This is a genomic window from Actinokineospora sp. NPDC051303 (assembly GCF_055586285.1).
Genome location: NZ_JBVJIN010000006.1, coordinates 152,570 through 174,427, shown reverse-complemented (window position 1 = coordinate 174,427; position 21,858 = coordinate 152,570). Strand labels below are relative to the sequence as shown.

19 protein-coding genes are annotated in these 21,858 nt (G+C 68.6%); 7 read left to right on the top strand and 12 right to left on the bottom strand.

Translation table 11 applies throughout. The features are described from left to right. The first annotated feature begins 31 nt into the window (after window positions 1-31). Window positions 32-1,576 carry a GMC oxidoreductase gene (locus tag ACZ6SD_RS07085; RefSeq protein WP_465316004.1) on the top strand — a complete coding sequence of 515 codons (1,545 nt, stop codon included), beginning with the start codon at window positions 32-34 and terminating at the stop codon, window positions 1,574-1,576. Between the two features lie 235 nt (window positions 1,577-1,811). Here the strand turns inward: ACZ6SD_RS07085 and ACZ6SD_RS07080 are convergent, their stop codons facing one another. After that, window positions 1,812-2,999 carry an RICIN domain-containing protein gene (locus ACZ6SD_RS07080; RefSeq protein ID WP_465316003.1) on the bottom strand — a complete coding sequence of 396 codons (1,188 nt, stop codon included), beginning with the start codon at window positions 2,997-2,999 and terminating at the stop codon, window positions 1,812-1,814. Between the two features lie 2 nt (window positions 3,000-3,001). Next, entirely contained in the window at window positions 3,002-4,531 is a 1,530-nt protein-coding gene (locus ACZ6SD_RS07075) for an RICIN domain-containing protein (RefSeq protein ID WP_465316002.1), read from the bottom strand. Window positions 4,532-4,763: 232 nt separating this feature from the next. On the opposite strand from ACZ6SD_RS07075, the gene ACZ6SD_RS07070 reads away from it, so the two are divergent. Next, window positions 4,764-6,233, top strand: a complete 1,470-nt coding sequence (locus ACZ6SD_RS07070) for a glycosyltransferase family 2 protein (protein WP_465316001.1) — start codon at window positions 4,764-4,766, stop codon at window positions 6,231-6,233. Here ACZ6SD_RS07070 and ACZ6SD_RS07065 read toward each other — a convergent pair. Continuing rightward, window positions 6,207-6,797, bottom strand: coding sequence for a hypothetical protein (locus tag ACZ6SD_RS07065; protein WP_465316000.1), 591 nt, complete (start codon window positions 6,795-6,797; stop codon window positions 6,207-6,209). The genes ACZ6SD_RS07070 and ACZ6SD_RS07065 overlap by 27 nt on opposite strands. 798 nt (window positions 6,798-7,595) lie before the next feature. Here ACZ6SD_RS07065 and ACZ6SD_RS07060 point away from each other — a divergent pair. From ACZ6SD_RS07060 to ACZ6SD_RS07050, 3 genes are all read left to right on the top strand, one after another. Continuing rightward, window positions 7,596-8,636: a hypothetical protein gene (locus ACZ6SD_RS07060; protein ID WP_465315999.1), complete on the top strand. Its 1,041-nt coding sequence runs from the start codon at window positions 7,596-7,598 to the stop codon at window positions 8,634-8,636. Window positions 8,637-9,004: 368 nt separating this feature from the next. Beyond that, window positions 9,005-11,320, top strand: coding sequence for a molybdopterin-dependent oxidoreductase (locus ACZ6SD_RS07055; protein WP_465315998.1), 2,316 nt, complete (start codon window positions 9,005-9,007; stop codon window positions 11,318-11,320). Between the two features lie 165 nt (window positions 11,321-11,485). Beyond that, window positions 11,486-12,037, top strand: coding sequence for an EF-hand domain-containing protein (locus tag ACZ6SD_RS07050; RefSeq protein ID WP_465315997.1), 552 nt, complete (start codon window positions 11,486-11,488; stop codon window positions 12,035-12,037). Between the two features lie 93 nt (window positions 12,038-12,130). On the opposite strand, the gene ACZ6SD_RS07045 is transcribed toward ACZ6SD_RS07050, so the two are convergent. The 7 genes from ACZ6SD_RS07045 to ACZ6SD_RS07015 form a co-directional block, all read right to left on the bottom strand. Beyond that, complete coding sequence (locus tag ACZ6SD_RS07045) at window positions 12,131-12,358, bottom strand: ATP-binding cassette domain-containing protein (RefSeq protein ID WP_465315996.1); 228 nt, start codon at window positions 12,356-12,358, stop codon at window positions 12,131-12,133. Window positions 12,359-12,537: 179 nt separating this feature from the next. After that, window positions 12,538-14,181 carry an esterase/lipase family protein gene (locus ACZ6SD_RS07040; protein ID WP_465315995.1) on the bottom strand — a complete coding sequence of 548 codons (1,644 nt, stop codon included), beginning with the start codon at window positions 14,179-14,181 and terminating at the stop codon, window positions 12,538-12,540. Beyond that, complete coding sequence (locus ACZ6SD_RS07035) at window positions 14,178-14,606, bottom strand: hypothetical protein (protein ID WP_465315994.1); 429 nt, start codon at window positions 14,604-14,606, stop codon at window positions 14,178-14,180. Before ACZ6SD_RS07035 ends, ACZ6SD_RS07040 begins: the two co-directional genes overlap by 4 nt. Before the next feature lie 164 nt (window positions 14,607-14,770). Next, window positions 14,771-15,982 (bottom strand): oxidoreductase, encoded by a 1,212-nt coding sequence (locus ACZ6SD_RS07030; RefSeq protein WP_465315993.1) that lies wholly within the window; start codon window positions 15,980-15,982, stop codon window positions 14,771-14,773. A gap of 1 nt (window position 15,983) precedes the next feature. Next, on the bottom strand, window positions 15,984-16,760 hold the full coding sequence (locus ACZ6SD_RS07025) for an acetoacetate decarboxylase family protein (protein ID WP_465315992.1): 777 nt from the start codon (window positions 16,758-16,760) through the stop codon (window positions 15,984-15,986). Further along, window positions 16,757-17,452 (bottom strand): SDR family NAD(P)-dependent oxidoreductase, encoded by a 696-nt coding sequence (locus ACZ6SD_RS07020; RefSeq protein WP_465316052.1) that lies wholly within the window; start codon window positions 17,450-17,452, stop codon window positions 16,757-16,759. Before ACZ6SD_RS07020 ends, ACZ6SD_RS07025 begins: the two co-directional genes overlap by 4 nt. Before the next feature lie 99 nt (window positions 17,453-17,551). Further along, a complete protein-coding gene (locus tag ACZ6SD_RS07015) occupies window positions 17,552-18,934 on the bottom strand; it encodes a flavin-containing monooxygenase (protein ID WP_465315991.1) in 1,383 nt (460 codons plus the stop codon). A 72-nt stretch (window positions 18,935-19,006) separates the two neighbouring features. On the opposite strand from ACZ6SD_RS07015, the gene ACZ6SD_RS07010 reads away from it, so the two are divergent. Then, the gene (locus ACZ6SD_RS07010; protein ID WP_465315990.1) at window positions 19,007-19,645 is read left to right on the top strand and encodes a TetR/AcrR family transcriptional regulator; all 639 of its coding nucleotides are present in this window, start codon (window positions 19,007-19,009) and stop codon (window positions 19,643-19,645) included. Window positions 19,646-19,680: 35 nt separating this feature from the next. Then, window positions 19,681-20,277 (top strand): hypothetical protein, encoded by a 597-nt coding sequence (locus tag ACZ6SD_RS07005; protein ID WP_465315988.1) that lies wholly within the window; start codon window positions 19,681-19,683, stop codon window positions 20,275-20,277. Window positions 20,278-20,395: 118 nt separating this feature from the next. Here ACZ6SD_RS07005 and ACZ6SD_RS07000 read toward each other — a convergent pair whose 3' ends face one another. After that, window positions 20,396-21,253, bottom strand: a complete 858-nt coding sequence (locus tag ACZ6SD_RS07000; protein ID WP_465315987.1) for a poly(ethylene terephthalate) hydrolase family protein — start codon at window positions 21,251-21,253, stop codon at window positions 20,396-20,398. Between the two features lie 166 nt (window positions 21,254-21,419). Then, window positions 21,420-21,815 (bottom strand): nuclear transport factor 2 family protein, encoded by a 396-nt coding sequence (locus tag ACZ6SD_RS06995; protein WP_465315986.1) that lies wholly within the window; start codon window positions 21,813-21,815, stop codon window positions 21,420-21,422. Between the last annotated feature and the right edge of the window lie 43 nt (window positions 21,816-21,858).

Here is a 21,858-nt window from a genome sequence, read left to right as displayed (position 1 = left end):
AGGGACACCACGAACCACAAGGAGGACCGCAGTGCGGAGCACCCCGTCAGCAGGCCACGGCACAGTGGACCGCGAGGAGAGCCACCGCGTCGTCATCATCGGATCCGGGGTGGGCGGCAGCATCGCCGCCTTCCGACTCGCCCAGGCGGGCGTCGACAACCTCGTGCTGGAGCGGGGACGCCGGTGGCCAATCACCCCAGGGGGCGGCACCTTCCCCTGGTTCCCGTCGCTGGACAAGCGGCTGCTGTGGCTGGACCACGCGCTGCCTGCGCCGCTACGCGCCCACCTGCCGTGGCCCGCGTCGGCCATCGATTCCCTCGCCGCGGCCGTCCTCCCCCGCTCCACCGGGCTGCTGGACGTTCTGGCGCACCGGAATCTGACCGTCGTGTGCGGGGCCGGAGTCGGCGGCACCACCCTGGTCTACGGGACGATGCTGCCGCAGGCCCGGCCCGAGGCCTTCCACCGTGTCTTCCCGCCCGGGATCGACTACGAGGAACTCGACCGCACCTACTATCCCCGCGCTCGGCGCAGGCTGCGCGCGGCCCCGTTCCCCGACGACCTGCTCTCCCATCCCCGCTACCACACCAGCAGGATCTGGCACGCCGCCCTCGTCGCGGCGGGGCTGCCCCCGGAGAAGGTCTTCAGCGCCGTCGACTTCGACATCGTCCGCGCCGAACTCGACGGCGCCGCCCGACCCTCGATCACGATCGGGCAGTACCTGTTCACCGGCTGCGACAGCGGCGCCAAACTGAGCGTGGACCGCACGTACCTGGCCGAGGCCGAGGCGACCGGCCGCACGGAAGTGCGGCCGCTGCACAAGGTCACCGGCATCGGCCAGCGCCCCGACGGGCGCTACCACGTCGCCGTCGAACACCTCGACGTCCACGGCAGGGTGCTCGAACGTGTCCGCGTCGTATGCGACCGCCTCGTGCTGGCCGCCGGGGCCGTGCACACCCCGAGGCTGCTGGTCACCGCCCGCGACACCGGCACGCTGCCCCGCCTCAACGAGTTCGTAGGCGAACAATGGGGCACCAACGGCGACCAACTGCCCATCCTCGCCGACAACTCTCCCCCCGAAGGACGCCACCAAGGCGGGCCACCCGCCTACCTCGCCCGAGACCACGACAACACCATCATGGTCACCCACGGCGGACTCTCCCGACCCGCGGGCACCCACCTACTGATCTGTCCCGGCATCGGCATCCCCGACCGCTTCGGCCGCTGGACCTACTGCGCCGTCACAGGGCAAGCACGACTGGAATGGCGGCGCGGCAGCGACAGCACCGCCCACCAAGCCGTCTTGGACCTCATGCGCCAAATAGCCGAGAAGATCCCACCCGCGGGCGCCACCCCACACGACCCGTTCGCCGTGAACCCCCTCGTCCTACACCCCCTCGGCGGCGCCGTGATCGGCAAAGCCACCGACCTCCACGGCCGACTGCACGGCCACCCCGGCCTCTACTGCCTCGACGCCGCCCTGATGCCCGGCTCCACCGCGGCCGTCAACCCGGTGCTGACCATCGCCGCGATCGTCGAACGCTGCCTGGACCACATCATCGGCGATTTCACCGGGTGACAACCGACGTGCGTCCGCGTGAACGACCTCTCCACGCCCCGCCCGCGATGCGCGACCACGGGCGAGCGAGTCGGTTTCGGGCGCTACGGGCGCGGCTGGAACCCCTCGGCTTCGGCGAGGGGTTCCAGTTGCGGCGCGGAGGCCCGCTGTCGCGCGTCGAGGACACCGCCGGTCCGGGCCTACCGATGGGGTGGGTTGCGAGAACCCGGTCCCTCGACCCGTCGTTGGTGGGGGGTCATACGGTGGTGCGCCAGTGTTCGGGGACGGGTTCGGGGTGGATGGGGTCTCCGTTGACTCTGTCGTTGTAGAACCAGTGGTGGAATTGTTTTGGTTCGATGATTTGGTTTTGGTAGCCGCGGTAGTTGTCGATGTCGTCTTGGGCGGTTTGGTGGGTGGTGCGCAGGAGGTGGCGGCGGTGGCAGATGCCGTAGTCCATGCGGTGCAGGTGGATGAGGTACAGGTTCGGGTCGTGGTTGGTGGCGTGGTCGGGGCGTTCGTGGAAGCCGCCCAGCCAGGTCATGGGGACGCGGGCCAGCAGTGGTTTGGAGTAGAGGGGGTTGGGGAACCAGGTGGAGCGTTGGGCGAGCACGGGCCGGGTGGGGTCGAAGGCGGGTTCGCGGTCGTTGAGGTGGAGGACTTCGTAGCCGGTGCAGTTGACGAAGTCCTGGTCGAACTGGTCGATGTACTGGCCGAGGTCGCAGAAACGCGGGTCGGGGGCGACGATCTCGTCGACGTCGGTGCTGAGGACGACGTCGTAGCGGTCGATGAGATCGTGTTGGTGTTGTTGGACTATGTCGCGGTGCCAGTCGCTGCTGAACTCGTCGTGGTGGATGGGGATGTGCGTGAAGCGGTCGTCCGGGGCGCGGTCGGGGGCGGGTTGGTGTTCGAGGACGTAGATGTCCTCAGGGGCGAAGAATCTGGAGTAGTAGCGCAGCCAGATGGGGAAGAAGTCCGGTTCGTCGCGGACGAGGGTGACCAGGGCTCGGGTGTTGCGGTGCTGGGTGGCCGGTCTCAGCGACCACCGTTGTTGCGGTCCGTGCCAGAAGTCGAACTGGGCCAGGCGCGCCTCGTGGCCGGTGTCGCCGTTCCACAGGTCCAGATATTTGCCGCTGGCGAGGTTGACCAGCGCGTGCTCACCCGAGCGCAGAGGCACCAAGCGCCAGTGCTGCTCACGGGCGTCCCGGTCGGCTTCCAGGACGACCTCGGCGCCGTTGTGCCCGCCGGTGGCGGTCAGCACGAGGCCGTTGGCGGTGTTCTCCACGACGACGGTGTGTCTGCCGTCCCGCGCGGGGCGCAGCAGCCACTGCCGCGCCGGATCACTTGGGTCGGGCCACGCTTGGCGGATTCGGTTGCCGTCCGCGGCCAGAGCCTTGCCGCTGGCGGTGTTGACCAGCCTGAGTCGCGTGTTACAGGGAAGCGTCACTTTCAGATTTTCTCCAAGCGCCAGTGCTGATTGTGGCTTTCCTGGTAGGTCGGGTAGTCACCCCAATAGTGGTACTGGACCACGCGGGCGTCAGGCGCGGTGCTGCACCCGCGGACGTCGAGAACCTTGGCGCTGTGGAGGTTCTGGATGCGGAACACCGGCCCCGCGGCGTCCGAGGAGCCCCCGGGGATGAGCAGCCATTCCTTGTGCGGGCCGCTGGGGTCGGACCGGGTGAGGATCTCGGCACCCTCGTCCTGGGACATGCCGACGACTTCGAGGTAGCGGTCGCGGGCGGGGTCGAGGTTCTTGATGCGGTAGCCGCCGCCCGCGATGGGAATCAGCTCCCAGTGCTGCGCGGGCAGGCCCGTGTAGGCGTTCTGGTCGACGTTGCCGCCGTCGCCGGTCCACCCGGGGTCGTCCAGTTGCAGGTACAGACCGCTCTTCGTGCACTGGATCTTGTAGGTGCCCGCCAGATCCGGCACAATGATCTTCACCGTGGTCGATCCAGTCCGCACGCCGTCCACAACCGCGTCGATCACGCCTTCGACGGCGACCTCCCGCGTCACCGGCGTGCCGGAAACGGCCGTCGCGGCGGGGAAATCCAACTGGAAGTCGAGCGTGGCCGGGTGGCCGCCCGGGGCGAAGGGGCCATAGCCAGCCGCGGGGTTGATCCGCACGAATGGCGCGATAGCGGCATTCGGCACCAGGCTGACGTTTCCGATGGCGGTGATTCCCGTGGTGCCGAGGTCGATGATCGTCTGGACGACGGTGGCCGGGGTGATGCCGTCGCGGTACGTGCCGCCGGTCGCGGCCGCGATCCTGGAGCCCTGGCCCGCTGTGCCGCCGATAGTGCACCTGCCCTCGTAAGGGGTGCCGTTGGACAACGGCACGGGGTCGACGTTCAACCCAGGCCCGGTGGCGCCGGACGGAGTGCTGATCACCAGGACGAAGATGCTCTGGGCCTGCAGCTTGCCGGTCACCGACTGCTCGGTGATGTCATAGGTGAATCCGGAAACGCCTTGGCAGATCGGATCGTGGCCCGGCGCGTCGCCGACCCAGACGATGATCCGTTTGGCGTCGGCGCGCCAGCCGATGGATCCGCCCGGCGGCTGCGCGAGCTGGTCGAGGGCGTAGAACTGGCCTTCCGCGGTGGTCGAGCCGCCTTTGTCCTGCCAGGCGCGAATGCCGTCCGCGGCCGCTTGCGAGCTCGGGCTCAGCGGAACCTGATGCTGGAAGCGCTCAGCGGTCGGGAAGTCCAGGTCCCGGTAGTTGCCGACGCCGAAGTGCACGTCCGCGTTCACCTGGGTCGCGGCGGTCACGAGCCTGGTTAGGATCTCCTCTACCCGGGCGCGGACCGCGGCGATGATGCTGCCCATGCTGCCCGTGCTGTCCGCCAGGAAATAGACGTCGATCTTGGGGATCACGCCGCTGTCGGCCAGGTGCACCTGTACCGGCTCCTGGCGGCTGTCGAGTGAGCCGGGGTTTGTCGCGAGGTCGATGTGCGACGGGGACAGATTCGTGGTCGCGGGCATAGTGTAGTGCCTCCTCATCCGGGAGTCGAGCTCCCTGATTGGCCGTGGCTCTCTTCCGAGGATTGCGAGTCAGGACCCACAGGGGAATAACCTGCCCGGCTTGTCAGCCGAAAGTGTTTATTTCGGCGATCCGCCTGCGATTCGCCGAAAATCACCCGCATAGCGGTTCAAATAAGCCTGGCCGAGCCAGTGAAGATGATCTTGGTAGTCGGACATCCGCCATGTCAGTGACATGATCGAGTCCGATGACCAGACTGGAGCAGGAGTGCGCCCTTATTCTCACCGTGCGCGACTTCGCCGACCTCCCGGCCGCCTCACCCGAAAGTGGCATTGTGCCCCCAGGGTGCTGTGCAAAATGCTGGGACGTGGGATCGGGACGCGGGGAGGCATATGTCTTTGCTGGCCGGCACCGGAATCGGCGTGGTCATGCTCACAGTTTCGGCATTGGTGCGGATCGGATGGGGAGCGGCATCGAATGGGGCCAGCGGAAATCCGCCAGAACGTGGTCGCGAGCGAACGCGCGATGACATCGAAAAACCCTCCGGAAGCGCGGTCGTCGTGGTTTCCCGACACCGTGTCGGTGGTGATTCCGGCGCACAACGAGGAGGCGTCGATCGCCACGACCATCCGGTCGTGCCGAGCGCAGAGCTATCCGATTGAGAAGATCATCGTGGTCGCGGACAACTGTTCGGACCGCACGGCCGAGATCGCCCGCGAGTTGGGGGTCGTCGTGATCGAGGGGAAGGGCGGGTCGAAGGCCTCGGCGCAGAACATGGCGCTGCCGATGATCACCAGCGACGCGGTGGTCGCGCTCGACGCGGACGCCACCCTGAGCGTCCGCGCGGTGGAGCAGATGATGGACACGCTGCGCCGCGGCTACGCCGGGACCTGCCCGTCGGCGCTGCCCGCCGACACCAGCACCTACTACAGCCGGTACCGCACGCTCTACCACGCGATCGCCAACGGCTGGGTCCGGCCGCTGCAGGACGTGTTCGGCAGGCAGCTGGTCCTCAGCGGCATGGCCAACTGCCACCGCACCGACGTCCTGCGCGAGGTCGGCGGCTTCCCCGACGACAACATCACCGAGGACTTCAACCTCACCTGGACCCTGCACCGACTCGGCCACCGGGTCGAGTTCACCCCCGAGGCGTTCGTCTACACCCAGGAGCCCACGTCCCTGGCCGAACTGCTGTCCCAGATGCACCGCTGGACCGCCGGGTTCGCCCAGACGATGGTCAAGCACCGCGCCCCGATGATGGACAGCGGCTCGTTCATCGTGGTCTCCTCCCAGGTGGTCGACTCACTGGTGGGCGGACTGGCCACCTGCACGCTGGTGCCCTACCTCGCCCGACACGGAGTGGCGCGCGGACTGCGCTCCTGGTGGAGCCCGCTGTGGGTCGTCATCGCCGTCGCCTCCGTCGCCGTGGCCGTCCGGCAGCTCGGGTGGCGCACGACGCTGCGGTGCCTGCCCAGCTGGCTGGCCCTGCAATACCTCACCGGACCGCTGACCGCGTGGTGGCTGTTCCGCGAATGGGTCCTCGGCCGCAGACTGACGACCTGGACCGGCCGACACGGACGCCGACCGGCGCTGACCCCCATGACGCCCCGGCGCAAAGCCGTGCTGAGCGCGAGCGCGCTCGCCTGCGCCCTGCTCGGCGCCCGCGCCTGGCGACGCTCAACCCGCCCGGCGCCGCGCCGGTGACACCACCCTGGCCAGATCCGAATCCGGATACCTGCGGCGGAAACCGTCGAGTTCCCACTCGTACGCCTCAGCCGCCCGCACCAACAACCGCGCCCGCCCGTCGTCGTCGCCCGACCGCGCCGCCCGGTCACTCCACGCCTTCACCGCCGCCTCCACCAGCATCGACACACCCACCGCCGCGTGCCCGGCATACCGCCGCGCCGCACGCCTTTCCGGCACCGCGCTCACCACCCGCTGCAACACCTGCCGCACCGCCACCGCGGTCACCGCCTGAGACAACAGATGCACCCCCACCTCCGCGGCCACCGACCCACCCCGCCCCGCCACCCGCCCAACCCGGCCCGCCGCCGACCGCAACACCTGCGCAAACACCGACCACAACGGCACCACCGCATCCCGCACCGGAGCCTCACCCAGCACACTGACCGGAATCAACCCCACCGACCCCACCACCGCACCCCGCGACGACCGCCGCGCCACCGCCGCGAAACCGGGCACGGTCAACAACGCGTCCCGCACCTCCGCCAACGTCGCCCGCCCCTCCAGCAGATCCCACTTGGTCACCACGAACCGCACAACCTTCCCCCGCACAGCGACCAACCGCCACACCCCAGCCATCGTGTCCTCGAAATAACCACGATCACCATCAAGCAGATCCCCGACCCGCCCCCCGTCCAACACACACAACAACGCATCCGCCCGACGAACCCGGCCGACCAACGACCGACCCGCCTGCCGATCACCCGTCACCAGAGAACCGTCGTAATCGACCAACCGCGTCTCATACAACGGCTCCTCACCATCCGCCCCCGCCGCGAACCGCAAATCCACCAACCCATCCGCCTCAGTGCGCGCAGGCCACCCAGGACCATCGGCCCGCATCGACCGCCACACCTCCCCCAATCTCACCGCGGTCACCGGATCCGCCCTGACCACCGGAGCCAACCCCGCATCACACTCCGCAAGCCCCTGCTGCATCGCAGCCAACAAACAGGTTTTGCCCGACCCCGCCGGGCCGACCGGAACAATGTCAATGAACGGCACAAACCGACCGTAGCGGCCCAACCACTGAATCGTCAGCCCACCGAAAACCACCGCACTCCACCACCACTCACCCACGGTCACCACTCTTCCGCCATTCGAGTCGCCACCCCGAGAACCCGCCGGGAACCACCAACGCCCGCACCACGACGAACACTCCACCAAGCAACCTCCCCCGCCTGTCCGATCGGCAAAAGGGTGAGCACCCGCGCAAGCGAGCGATTCGAGCGGGCCGCGACGCGAAGCCGGGTTGTTGGAGGCGAGGATGGGCCTGTAGGCGACTGGTGACCAAGAAGGCCGCGAACCGGCAGGGCAGTTCCAGTGCGCACCGAAGGGCGTACGAAAAATGATGCGGCGCTGAAGCCAAGCGCTGTGAGCACATTTATTGGCGGCAATACTGACTATACGCACATGTTGTATACCGGCAGGCTTGGTTTCGAGACAAGCGCGCAGCACTACTGTAACGAGTCAGTCGCGGCGGCGATACAAGAGACACCCCGCAGTGGCATCTTGGAGTGCGACGTGACCGACAAGCCCGAACCTGTGAACGTCAATAATCAGTTCGACGGAACCACGCACGCAGCGTTCCAGGGAGGCAATGTCTACGGCGATGTAGTCATCAGCACGCAATCACCTAGGCGTCGATCCGTCCCGTTGTCAGCAACCGCAGGAATTCTTAGTTTAGTGCTCGTCGCTGGAGTCTTGGCAGGAGTTTCGGGTCTCTGGCAGACCAGGGAAGTCGGCACACCGGTAGCGACGGAACCACAGCTTCTCACCAACCAACGATTACTTCCCAACTGCGACCTTCGTCATGTCGAGGGCCACCCACAAGGGCTGCACATTGAAGCGATATGGGCTGCCAATCAGCACGCGCTTTTGACTGACGGCCAGGTAGAGGTCACCTTGCAGAACCCCAGCACGCGTGAGATTCTCCTCATGGGCATAGGTGTTGACATCGTTCGGCGCACGCCTCCCCCAAACGAGGGCTTTTTCATTCCCGCCGGTCTCGGCTGCGGCGCCCCGGTTCCTCCCCGGAATTTCTCGGTGAAGTTGGACAGTGCGCCGCCGCGCGTGGTGCCACTGATCGACTCTGACGAGGAGGACAGGCAGGGGCCGTTCCCATATAAAATCCATCGAGGCGAGCCGGAAGTGTTCGTGTTGCACTTTCCCGAAGTTGCCGACCACATCGAGTTTGACTTTTCTCTGGACGTCGTGATCGACGGCAAGCGTCAAGAAATGAACTTGGACAATGACGGACAGCCGTACCGCATCACCGGCATGGGAGAACTGCCGCGCTATGATGTCGTTGATGGGGTCGACGACCGATCGAAGTGGCGACTGATTCCCTACGAAGAACGTTGAGGGACCCGGCGTAGGCGGGGACGCCCCTGGGCCTCTCGGTGTTGCCGTCGGTCGGGCGAGGACCGCTGGACGACCTGCTCGGACCTTGTCTACTGCCTCATTGTCTTTCTGCCTCGCCCTGGTCGGGGCTACCGTGGGTGCTACGTCGCCGGCCAAGAGCCGCACCGTGCGGCAAACCGGAGGGCGGGACGGAGACTCCGCTGATGGACGACTCCCGCGCGGGACCTCCCCGCTCGCGCAGCCGGGCAGCGGCTCTTTCGCGTGAGTCGGACGGCGTAAGCGGCAGGCTTCGCTGCGGCACATCATCCCGCGACGCGAGCAACCGTTGTTCAGGGTCAAGAAAACCTCAGAGGCGGAGTTGACGCAGCATGGAACAGCACAGATCGATCGCGACACACTGGGGCAGTTTTGTCGGCGTAGTCGACTCCGGCCGGTTGGTGCGAATCGAGCCGAGGCACGATGACCCCGCTCCATCGCCCATCGGCCCCGGAATGGTGGCGGCCGCCGATGACGGCGCCCGAGTGTTGCGCCCCGCGGTGCGCAAGGGCTGGCTGAACGGCGAGCCGCGCACGCACGGCGCGGCCAGAGGCAAGGACGCCTTCGTGGAGGTGAGCTGGGACCATGCGCTCACACTGGTGAGCGATGAACTCCGTCGAGTTCGTGCACAGCACGGCGACAGCGCCGTGTTCGGCGGGTCCTACGGTTGGGCGAGCGCGGGCAGGTTCCACAACGCGCAGGGACAACTCCACCGGTTCCTGGCGCTGAACGGCGGATACACCGACTCTCGCAACACCTACAGCACCGCGGCTTTGGAGGTCATCCTCCCCCACGTGATCGGCGGTCATCCGTGGAGCTACCAGAGCCGGATGCCGATGTGGGACGAGATAGCCGAGAACTGCGAGCTGGTGGTGACCTTTGGCGGGCTGGCCCTCAAGAACAGCCAAATCAACCCTGGCGGGCTGGCCAGGCACCAGACGCGGGACCTGCAACGCCGGTGCCGTGCGGCCGGGGTGCGGTTCGTGAACATCAGTCCCATTCGCAGCGACGTCGCCGGTTTCCTCGACGCCGAGTGGCTGCCCGTCATCCCCAACACCGACACCGCCGCGATGCTCGGCATCGCCCACACGATGCTGGTCAACGGGTGGCACGACGAGGACTTCCTCCGCCGGTGCTGCGTCGGGTTCGACCGCTTCGCCTCCTACCTGGTCGGCGAAGTCGATGGCATCCGGAAGGACGCTGATTGGGCGGCGGAGATCACCGGCATCAGTCGCGACGCGATCACCGACCTCGCTCGCCGCCTCACCGCCCGACGGTCTCTCATCATGGTCAACTACGCGGTGCAGCGGGCGGACCACGGCGAACAGCCGATCTGGATGTCCGTCGTGCTGGCCGCCATGGCGGGCTCGATGGGCAGGCCCGGCTGCGGCTGGGGCGCGGGGTACGCGACGATGGACGCGACAGGCGTTGTCCAAGACCGTGCCTTCGTGGCGACGATACCGGGGGTTTCCAACCCGGTTCCGGATTTCATTCCCGTCGCGAGGATCGCCGACGCCCTGCTGCGGCCGGGCGAGGTCATCGACTATGACGGCAGGCGCCTCACGTTGCCCGACCTTCGCCTGATCTACTGGTGCGGCGGCAACCCGTTCCACCACCACCAGGATCTCCATCGGCTGACCCGCGCCTGGCAGGTCCCGGACACGGTGGTGGTGCACGAAGCCTGGTGGAACACGTCGGCCAAGTTCGCGGACATCGTCCTCCCCGTCGCCACCAGCCTGGAGCGCGACGACTTCGCCGCCGGATTCTCCGACCCCCACCTCGTCGCGATGCCGAAAGTCCGGGAGCCCGCGGGCGAGTCGCGCACCGATCACCAGATTTTCGCCGCCTTGGCTTCCCGGCTCGGATTCGAGCGGGAGTTCACGGAGTCGCGGTCGGAGATCGAATGGGTCCGGCACCTCTACGAGCAGACGAGGGCCAAGCTCGGCGGCGATGCCGCCTTGCCATGCTTCGACGACTTCTGGCGGAGCTCCACCGCTGAGCTGCCCGCGTTGACCACACCGTTTCCCGGAAGTTTCGAGGACCTCCGCTCGGATCCGGGGCGTTTCCCCCTGTCCACGCCGTCGGGCCGAATCGAGATCTTCTCGGAGAAGATCGACTCGTTCGGCTACGACGACTGCGCCGGGCACCCGAAGTGGTTTGAACCGGCGGAGTGGCTTGGCGCCGATCTGTCGGACCGGTTCCCGCTGCACCTCATCTCGAACCAGCCCGCCGCACGCCTGCACAGCCAGTACGACAACGGTGGCCACAGCCTCGCTTCGAAGATCCGTGGTCGCGAGCCCGTGACGCTCAACTCGTCGGACGCCGCGGCACGCGGCATCGAAAGCGGCATGATCGTCCGCGTCCACAACGACCGAGGCAGCTGCCTCGCGGGCGCGGTCCTGTCCGACGACGTCATGCCGGGCGTCGTGCAACTGTCCACGGGAGCGTGGTGGGATCCCATCCAGCCGGGCCTGAGCGGAACACTGGACCGCCACGGCAACCCGAACGTCCTCACAGCCGATCGACCGTGCTCGCGCCTGTCCCAAGGACCGAGCGCTCTCAGTGCGTTGGTCGACGTCGAGCCCTACGACGGCCCCCTTCCCGATGTGCTCGCCTTCGCGCCGCCAAGCCTCGTGCCGCCCAGTTGACGTCCCGTGCGCGCCCTTTCGGTGATCCGGAGGCGCGGTCCCGGGGCGGTGAAGCCGGACGCCGTCCGCGTGGGCGACGACGGCGTCACCCGATCTAGTGATTCGATCTCCCCCGTGGTCGCGTCGCTCGGGTGTCCCCTGATTGTCTGACTACGTTGCGCGATCATGACTGGAGTTCGGGATCTCAAGTACCGCCAATGGTTCAAGGGCGCGGACGTCGACGGCGACGGGGTGATCAGCCGTCAGGACGTCCGGTTGATGGGCGAGCGCTACATCGCCGCCCGTGCCACCGCGCCGGAGTCCGAGACCGCCCGCCGACTGACCGAGGGGTTGGACACGTTCTGGGCCACCGTGATCGAGCCCATGGACCAGGACGGCGACGGGAAGGTCGATCTGCGGGAGATGACCGAGGGGTTCCGACGGGCGCTGACCGATCCCGCCCTGTACCCACAGCAGGTCGGACGGGTGGCCGACTGCTATTTCGACCTGATCGACCTCGACGGGGATGACCGGATCGACCAGGCGGAGTTCGGGGAGATCTTCGGCCTGGCGGGCAATGTGTCCCCGGAGGACTGCGCCGCGGTCTTCGACGCGTTGGACTTGGACGGCTCGGGCGGGCTGACTCGCGCCGAGTTCCACCAGGCGCTCGCGGAGTTCTTCTACGGCGACGACCCGGACGCCCCCGCCGCGCACCTGTTCGGCAGGTTCGCCGACTGACCGGCCGCGCCGTGTCGCCCCGGACCGCGGTGTTCGGAACCCGGGGCGACACGATCCGGGCACCTCGCCCTCGATCTGTGACCGGGTCGACCGTCATGGGTTGTGTTCTATGCGCAGGACGTGGTCGCTGAGATTGTCGAGCCAGGGGGTGTCGTGGCTGACGATGACGATCGCGGTGCCCACCCGTGCCGCGTGGCGGAGCAGGTCGCTGATGGCGGCGGCGGTGGGCTCGTCGGCGACGATGAGGGCTGGTTCGGCCACCAGGGCGCGCAGGATGGCGACGCGTTGGCACTGGCCGCCGGAGAGGTGGGGGGCGGGCATCTGGGTCGATGCCCGCCAGGTTGACTCCGCCAGCCAGCCGCGGGCGATCTCGCGGAGCGCGGCGCGGCGGTGCTAGTGGAGCGCGGACTTCCGCGGTCCACGGCCCTAACGTGACCTGACACCGCGTCAACATCGTGCACTCGGCGTGATTCCCGGTCGCTCTGACCGTCCGCCCGTTCTCAGGGCGCCGCGGCGAAGTAGGCGGTGCGCACCTTCTTGGTCGTGGGCGGGGGGAACGTCTCGTTGTCCGCGCCGAGGGCGCCGACCTCGACTGTCCATGTGGGACTGTCTCGGTTGACCACGGTCCGCGCGCCGGGGGCCACCAGGATGTACTCCGATTCGCCGCGGTCGCAGGAATACGCGCCAAGGTAGCCGTCGGCTCGGCCGCCCCAGCTGCCGCCGTTGCGCAGCAGGCACTTGGCGCCGTCGTCCAGCTCGACTCCCCATGGCTCAACGGAACCCGACGGGGAAACCTCGGGAATCGCCTCCGTGGACACGGTTTTGCGGAGGCGTTTCTCCCACGGGTAGCCGCCGCAGAGCAGGTCTCGCCGGTTGGCGGTCACCCAGCAGGCGAGGGCGCCCGCGGCTGTGGGAGAGCACCGCACGACGTCCTTGCCCACGGCGGCGGGCGAGGCGCGGCAGTTGTCGACCTCGCCGCCATCGTCGTCCACGGTGAACCCGGCGACCGGGTTGCCGGACTTGTCGACCCCGACCACGTTGACGACCTTGGTGGCGGCCTGCTCGGCGGTCTTGCCGAGTTCGGTCAGCGCCGCCTTGATCACCTCGGTGGCCTGGTTGACCGCGCTCTGGTCGGTGGGCAGCCGGGTGTGCGAGCAGGCGGCCGCGATCGTCACGCCGCCGAGATACGCCTGCACCGGCAGGCTGAACCGGTCCTTCTGGAGGTCTTGCAAGGTGACGTAGTCGAGCGCCATCGCGGTGGGGACGAACGACAGCTCGTGCGCGGCTCGGTTGACGAGTCCGAAGTCGACAGTGCAGGTGTCCCGCCGCGAGTAGGACTTCCCGCCGTCGACCGGTGGCACGCCGGTCGGGCCGGAGACCGGGTAGCCGTGCGCGGACGGCAGCGGCACCACGCCGTCGCTGGCCAAGGGGATCGAGTAGGCGGTCCAACCGAAGAACGTCCGGTTGACGGTGGCGTCGCCGCCGATCTGGGTGAGGTTCACCCCGCCGGGCAGCCATGGCGGGAGGTCCCCGCAGCCGGACGGCAGTGCCGCGCCCTGGGTGTGCTCGGCCAGGCACTTGCCGCCGTCCCGGCCGTCCGCGGGCGGCAGCTTCTTCCCCAGCGCGTGCTGGAACACCTCCAGCAGCCGGGACGGCCCGCCCTCGCCGCCCCACGGCGAGCCGAGCTGCGGGGTGCCCAACGTGATCACATAAGGCACGACCTTCGCCAGCTCGGGGGTGAGCGCGTACCGCAGGGCCAGCCCACCCATGGAGTGCGCGACGACGATGAGTCTGCCGTCGCCGCCCGCCGTCTGGTGCGCCGCGGAAACCTCCCCGAGGTAGGCGGCCAGGCAGGGCGCGATGTGCGGGTCGGAGGCCCAGTAAGCGCCCCACTCGCTGTAGTCGAACGTGTACGTGCTGATCTTCCCGGCCAACTGGCCCGCCAGTTTCCGAGCCGAGTCGGTCATCGGGTCGCCAGTCCAGCCGTGCACGAACACCACCGGCCGCTTGCCCGCGGTCTGACCGGACTCCGCCGCGGTCGACTTCCCGTCGCCGCACTGGCTGGGCGCGCGGCGCGCCTGAGCAGGCGCGGCACACAGCATGAAGACCAGGCACGACACCAGAAACAGCGCGCGGCGGGTCATCGGGCGGCCTCCGTGGAGGAGATCAGCCACCGGTTCTCCACGGCCACCAGCCACACCGTCCACTCCGCACTATTCACCCGCGCGGACACCCGCGCCGACCCGTCGGACTCGACCCGGAACGTCGCCACGTCGAACTCGACCGAGGCGGCGGCCATCGACTCGACGAAACCGGGGTCGAACGGCTGACCGGGCGACACCGCCACCGCCTCCCGCACCCGCGGCTCCTCCCCGCTGACCAAGTCCGCGCCCAATTCCCGCGCCTGGTCGGCAGTCAACGGTGAGACCGTCGAAGGGGTTGGCGTGACCGACGGGGCCGCCACCGCGCTGCCGCCGACATCGCGTCCACCGAACAGCAGGACGGCGGCGGTCACTCCCGCCGCCGCCACGATCACCGCTATCAGCGCGACACGCCTCGCTCGACCCACGGTCGTCTCATCGCGACTACCCGAGCCGCGTTACCTCCCCGGAACGGATCGATGCGCCTGCCGCGCCGTGGGTTCAGTCGCCAACCTCATGTTCCTTCCGTCCTGCCCTGAGCCTGTCGCGCGGCGGGCGGTTCGGGGATGTCCCGGTCGCGCGGTGTCGATGGTCATCGGGACAGCACCGCCTGGCTGGTCATGGCAGCCGAAATCGTGGCGAGCGCGCGGAGCGCGGTGCCGATCCCGGCGTGGGTGCGCGGGGTGCGTCCGGCGGCGATGCGGTGGAACTGGGCGTTGTGGATGGCGAGTTGGAGGTAGCCGTCCAGTGGCCGGTAGCCGGTCGGGCGCGGGCCCTGGGGCAGGAGGGGTTCGCGTTCCCCGGCGAGGATGCGGGCCGGGTAGTCGGGGACGAACGCCATGGGCCGGGCGATGCCGATCAGGTCTACCGCGCCGCCGCGGACAAGGTGCTCCATGGTGTCGCGGGTGCGCAAGCCTCCGGTGAGCATGAGCGGCACCCGGGTCCGTTCGCGGACTTTCGCGGCGTAGTCGGCGAAGTAGGCTTCGCGGCCGGTGTGGTGGACGCCCTCCATGGCGGGTTCGGCGTAGTTGCCGCCGGTGATCTCCAGCAGGTCGATTCCGGCGTCGGCCAGTGCGACGGCGACGTCGAGGGATTCGGTCTCGGTGAGGCCGCCGCGCTGGAAGTCGGTCGAGTTGAGTTTGACCGCGATCGGTGTGCGCGGGCCGACGGCCGCGCGGACGGCGGTCACGGTGTCGAGCAGGGCGCGGCGGCGGCCAGCGGCGTCGCGGCCGTAGTGGTCGTCGCGGGTGTTGGCCAGCGGCGACAGGAACTGCGAGAGCAGGTAGCCGTGCCCGGCGTGAATCTGCACGCCGTCGAAGCCCGCCGCGACGGCGAGTTCGGCGGTCCGGACGTAGGCGCGGATCAGCGCCTCGATCCCGGCCGCCGTGAGTTCGCGGGGTTTGCGCAGGTTGTAGCCCGGGACGGGTTCGCGGCTGGCGGAGGGCGCGAGGGGGCGGCGGGTGAACGGGACGGTGGCGACCCGGCCAGGATGGTTGATCTGCATCCACACCGCCGCGCCACCGGCGTGGACTGTGTCCGCCCAAGCCGTGAACCCGGGCAGCGCGCGGTCGTCGTCCAGGATGACGTTGCGCGGCTCCACCAGCCCATCGCGGTTGATCATGACGTTGCCGGTGACGAGCAACCCCGCGCCCGAGCGGGCCCAGGTCGCGTACAGGCTGCGGAGCCGGTCGGTGGGCGTGCCGTCGCGGGCGGCGAGTTGCTCGCTCATGCCCGCCTTGGCGATGCGGTTGGCCAGCACGGAGCCGCAGGGCAGTTTCAACTGATCGGACAGAGTCGTGGTCATGTCAGAGCGTCCTTGGTCGCAGGCGGGTCGCGGTGAACAGCGGCGTCAACGGCCGCAGGGGGATGGGTGGGAATCCGGCGGAGAGGTCGACGCGATGCAGCCGGGCCTGGATCACCCGGCCCAGGCCCATCTGGTCGATCGGGTCGCGTTCGGAGCCGCCGAGGCCGAGCTCGAAGTTGGTGACCTCGCGGACCTCGATGAGGTGCTCGCCGGGGGTGAACGCGACGATACGGGGCAGTGCCAGCCCGGCCAGGCCCATGACGTTGCGGTGCGGGCGGCCCAGGATGGGCGGCGCGTCGGGCAGGTGGGCGCCGAGGTCGCCGCTCATCGTGATCAGCCTGCTGCCGCGGCGGGTGGCGGTGGCGTGGATGGAGCCGCCGTCGAGGCGCCAGTCGATCTCGCCGAGCTTCTTCGGGTAACCGAGCAGTTCGCGGCCGAGGATGAGCGCGACGTCGTCGTCGAGAATCATCCACGGGCAGTGGACACCGGTCTTGCGGCCCGCCTTGATGTGCACGAACAACCCGGCCTCGTGGTAGACCGAACCGTAGTTGCAGTCGGGGAAGAACGCGGTGAACACCTCGGCCCTGGCGGGCTCGGCGAGCCGGATTCCCGGCGGCAGCCAGGGAGTCATCGCGGCGGGGTCTACCTCGACGGTGGCGGCGAAGTAGTGCGCGTCGCGGTACAGGGTGCGCCGTGGGTTGGCCAGGGTCAGCGCGCGGCGCAGGTCCGAGATGAGTCCACGGCCCTGGGTGCGGGTGTTGGGTTCCCAGTCGCTCATGTCACCCTCCGGTAGACGGCCCGCAGCAGGGACGCGCTGATCCAGCGCGGGCCGTGCAGGCCGCCCAGCGTTTGGACCTTGGCGAACAGGCCGGGCACGACCCGTCGCCTGCCCTTGGCCAAGCCCGCCACGGCTTGTCGGGCGGCGGCTTCCGCGGACACCCACAGCGGCGCGGGCACCAGCCGATCCACCGCGGGCACCTGGGCGACCTGGGTGAACTCCGTCTTCACCGGTCCGGGCGCGAGCAGCGTGCAGGAGACTCCGGTGCCCGCCAGTTCCGCCCCCAAGGACTCGGCGAAGGTGTTCGCGAACGCCTTGGACGCGGCGTAGGTGGTGTTGTTCGGGCCGGGTTGGTTGCCCGCGGTGGACCCGGTGATCAGGATCGCGCCCGCCTTGCGCTCCAGCATGCCGGGCAGCACCGCCAGGGTCAGCTCGTGCACGGCGACCACGTCCAGCTCCACTTGCGACCGCTCCCGCTTCGGGTCCAAAGTGGATAGCGGGCCGTAGGTGGCGAAGCCCGCGTTGTTGCACAGCACCGCGATATCGCGGGCGGCCAGTTCCCCGGCCAGCTTCGCGCGGGCGTCCCGGTCGCCCAGGTCGCACGGGTGCGTCTCGGCCTCGACCCGGTACGCCGCGCTCAGCCGGGTGGCCAGTTCCCGCAGCCGGTCCTGCCTGCGGGCCACCAGGATCAGCGAGTACCCGCGCGGCCAACCGCTCGGCCAGGGCGGCGCCGATGCCGGAGGAGGCGCCGGTGACCACGGCGCGGTTGCGTGGTGTCGGTGGGGGCAGGCTCATGCGGACAACTCCTCGATCTCCCCGGCCGTGCTGGGCCGGTCGTTGGCGGACGTGGCGGCGGGCAGCGGCCGCGCGGAGCGGCGGGCGCCCCAGGCGGCGAGACCGCCACCGAGCGACCGGGCCAGCCGGACGTAGCCGCGCAGGATGCGGCGCGACAACCTGATCCGGCCAAGGAGCTCCGCGGAACCCGCCAGGATCGAACTTCGCGCCGGAACGTGGCGGGCGAGCAGGTCGGACAACGGGATCGGGAACAGTCGTTGCGCCACAAGGGCTTCGGCCAGGAAGTCCGAACCGGTGGAGATGATTCTCCCGGCGCCGGAGCGTGGGGCGACCAGGCCCCAGATGTAGAGGTTGGCATACCGCGGCACGAGGGTGTGCTCGATCAGCAGCGGCTGGCCGTTCTCCCAGACGAACATCGATTCGTCCAGGAACGGGAACCGGGTGCGGAAACCGGTGGCCCACACGATGGTGTCGTACGCGCCGGTCGTGCCGTCCACGAAGTGGACCGTGGCGCCGTCGAATCGGGCGATTTCCTTGCGCGGCCGGACTTTGCCGTGCAGCAGCGCGTACATCAGCGACGAGTTCACCGTGACGTCCTTGGTGAACAGCGGGTGATTCGGCTTCGGCAGGCCATAGCGCTCGTAACGGCCGTAGGAAAGCCGCAGCAGCAGCCGGAATCCCAGGCGCTGCACCGGCATCGGCAGCCACACCCGGTCCCAGTCCGACGAGGGAATACCGAAGATCGTCTTCGGGATGAACCAGTAACCCGACCGCATCGACAGGTCCGCCGAACCGAACGTGGCCGCGGCCTCCACTGCGAGGTCGCTGGCCGAGTTGCCGCCGCCGACGACCAGCACCCGCCCGCCGTCGCCGAAGTCCGCGGGGCGCTTGTAGTCCTTGGAGTGCAACTGCTTCCCGGTGAACGTGCCCGGGTAAGCGGGGATGTTGCGCTCCCAGTAATGCCCGTTGGCGACCACGACCCCGGCGTAGTCGCGCTCCTCGCCGGTGGACAGCGTGACGCGCCAGCCCGCCAACCCGTTGCGGTCGAGCGGCCGGACGTCGGTGACCTCCGTGGTGAACTCGATGTGCTCGCGCAACCGGAAGTGGTCGACGTAGTCGTTCAGGTAGGCCAGCATCTGCGCCCGGCTCGGGAACGTCGGGTAGTGCGCGGGCATCGGGTACTCCACGTACTGCGTCGAGCGTTTCGAGCTGATCAGGTGCGTCGAGTCGTACACCCCGTGCGCCCAGTTTCCGCCGATCTCGCCCGTCGCCTCGAACTGGTCGTACGGGATGCCCGCCTGGTTCAGCGCCCTGGCCAGCCCATTGCCGACATAGCCCGCGCCGATGACGTAGAAGCGCCTCGTCGTGCCGCCATCCATCACTGCCCTCCCCACTAATTGCTACATCAATGTAGCTACAACACTGTAGCTTTACCAGGGTAGAATCGCGACATGACACCGACCGCGGCATCGGGCAAGCGCCCCTACGCGCCCCGCATGGCGCCGGACCAGCGACGAGAGCAACTGCTCGACACCGCGCTGGAGATCATCAACACCGCGGGCGTGGCCGCCGTGTCCGTCGACGCCGTCGCCAAAGCCGCTGGCGTGACCCGCCCCGTGGTCTACAGCCAGTTCAGCGACGCCAACCACATCCTGCGCGACCTGCTGCGCCGCGAAAACGACCGCGCGCTGGCCGAGGTCACCGCCATCCTGCCCGCCGACATCACCGACGCGGACCCCATCGACACCTTCACCCGCGTCGCCCACGGGTTCTTCACCGCCGTGGTCGCCAACCCCCAGCGCTGGCGCTCCATCCTGCTGCCCGTCGACGGGGTGCCACCCCCGGTCCGCGCGTACAAGCAACGCGCAGAAACCACCCTCCGCACCCGGTTCGCCGAGATCACCCGCTGGTTCATCCGCGACCACCCCGACGCCGAGACCATCGACATCGACCTACTCGCCCACCTGCTCCTCACCGCCATGGCCGAAGGCGGCAGACTCGTCCTCAACGACCCCGCCACCTACCCGCCCGAACGCCTCACCGCCATGGCCCGCTTCCTGGTGGAAACCTTCCTCCACCGCATCCGCTGAAACGGCCGCACTACCTGGGGGGAGCCTGGCACGACATGGCATCCGCGCGACGCGTCGTGATCAGGACCGGCGACGGCCAATATCGGCTGGAAGACAGCAGCCTGCCCGACATGCCGGACTGGGTGGACTCCGTCGACGGACTCACCACCGGCCAGGATGGCTGGATGGCCGTGATGACCGGTATGGAATGGGGTGACCTCGATGTCACCGTCGAACTCCTCACCGAAGCGCCGACGGCCGTGGCGACCGGGTGGGAAACAATCGCCGAACGCCCACTCCGCATCACCGGTGAGGCGATCAACCTGCTCTCCAGCATGTCGGACCTGCAGTTCGCTCTGCCAGTCCCCGCTCCCGGCTGGCACACGGTCCGGGTCCACGCCACGGGACGCATGAGCCGCCTGCCCAAGAACCACGCACCCGGCGGCGAAGAGGAACAGTACCTACAGATTTGGCCGTCCACAGCCGAGTCAACGAGCACCATGCTCACTGGCCCGGACGCCTACGGGAAAGCTCTTCCTCGGCGGCTGACCACCAGCGCGTCGCCACGGCCGCCGGTCGCATCCTCCTCCGCAACCACACCTCGCTCAACCAACGGCAGGGCGACCGCTGCCGCAGGTTGCCAACCCCGGTAAGTCCGATGAGGACTCACATCGAGCGGCTACTCGACGCTTGGAAGGTCAAGCGCTGGGCGGCTGATGGAGCAGGCCCGCCGCACGGGGGTGCGACGGGCCTGTTGAGCGGAGCGAGTGGTCAGCCGGTGGCGCGGGCTTTGGCGTTGCGGGCGAACTGGGACAGGGCACGGTCGTGGCAGAGGCCGCAGTCGCGGCCCTGGAAGATGGCGCGGGCCTGCTCGTCGGCCATCAACTGGAAGCGGAACCAGGCGGTCGCCGCGCCGTAGAGGTGGACGACGTTCTTGTCGGAGCGCAGGTAGTGGTCGAGGCCCGCGATCTCGCCGAAAGTCGCGGGCACCTGTGTGATCGCGTTGTAGCGCGCCCGCACGTGCCACGACGGCACGACGAAGTCGTACTGGCCCGCGAGCACCAGGGTCGGTCCCTTGAGGTCGGTCATCTCGGCCTTCGGGCCGGGCATGATCGGCAGCGTGACGTCGATCAGCGGGTCCGTGCCCGTGTTGATCGCGCCCGAGCCGCCCTGTGAATGGCCCGCGGCGCCGATCTTGGTCAGGTCGATCTTGCCGTAGAACGTGCTGTCGGGCCGTTGGTCTTCGGCGATCAGCAATCGCGCTCCGGCGAGCATTTCCGCGCCGGAAACGGAGGTCTTGGTGTTGGCCGCCGCGACGACGAAACCCCAGGAGGCCAGATGCGTCAGCAACCCGTCGTAGTACTCGGGGCCGACACCGGTGCCGTTGCCCCAGATGACGACCGGGTGGCGCACTGCGCCCAAGTCGGTCGGATAGTACAGGGTGTGGTCGGGTCCGCCCGCGACCTTGGTGACCTTGTTCGGGCCGACTGTCTCATAGAGACTGAGCGGCCGCCCGGAAACCGAGGGCGAGGCCGACACCGCCGACACCGACGGCGACACCTGGAGACCGATGGCGGCGACGGCCACGACCATGCCCACGGCCGTGACCATCAAGCGGCTTCGCTTCACGGTGCGCGCTCCTTGTCCCGGCCCAGCCACGATGCCGGAACCGTCGTGGGAATGATTGTCTGAGCGCGTCTTTCGCGACATCGGTAGAACTGCGTATCTCGGCATCCACGGCAAACCGGGCCACGGCAAGGATTCCAGGATCGAGGGCAGGGCGGTGATGTGCCGGTCAGCCCCTCCGAGCGGGCTCCCACCCGGAGCCGTAGCCAGGCTGCGCCATCGTCTGGAACGCCCAGCCGTCGGGGGTGCGGACGAGGATGTCGGCGTAGTGCAGGCGGATGTCCTGGCCGTCGACGGTGACCTCGGCGTCGGTGAACACAACGGCGAGATTGTCGCCGAGCAGCCGCGGAGTGCGGGTGGACCGCGCCTCCGCTCCCCCGCCGACCACCTCGGTCATCACCGCGACGAACTCCTCGCGGTCCCAGGTGCGGGCGGCCGCGGTCCCGCCGGGGATGTCGGTGACGACGTTGAGCGGGAACACGGCCAGATCGGCCATGCCCTCGATATCGCCGCGGGCGGCGCGGGCGTCGTACTCGGCGAACCACTCATCGATCTCAGGTGCCATGCCGTACAGCGTACCGTACGACGTACCGATAGTCGAGGAGAGT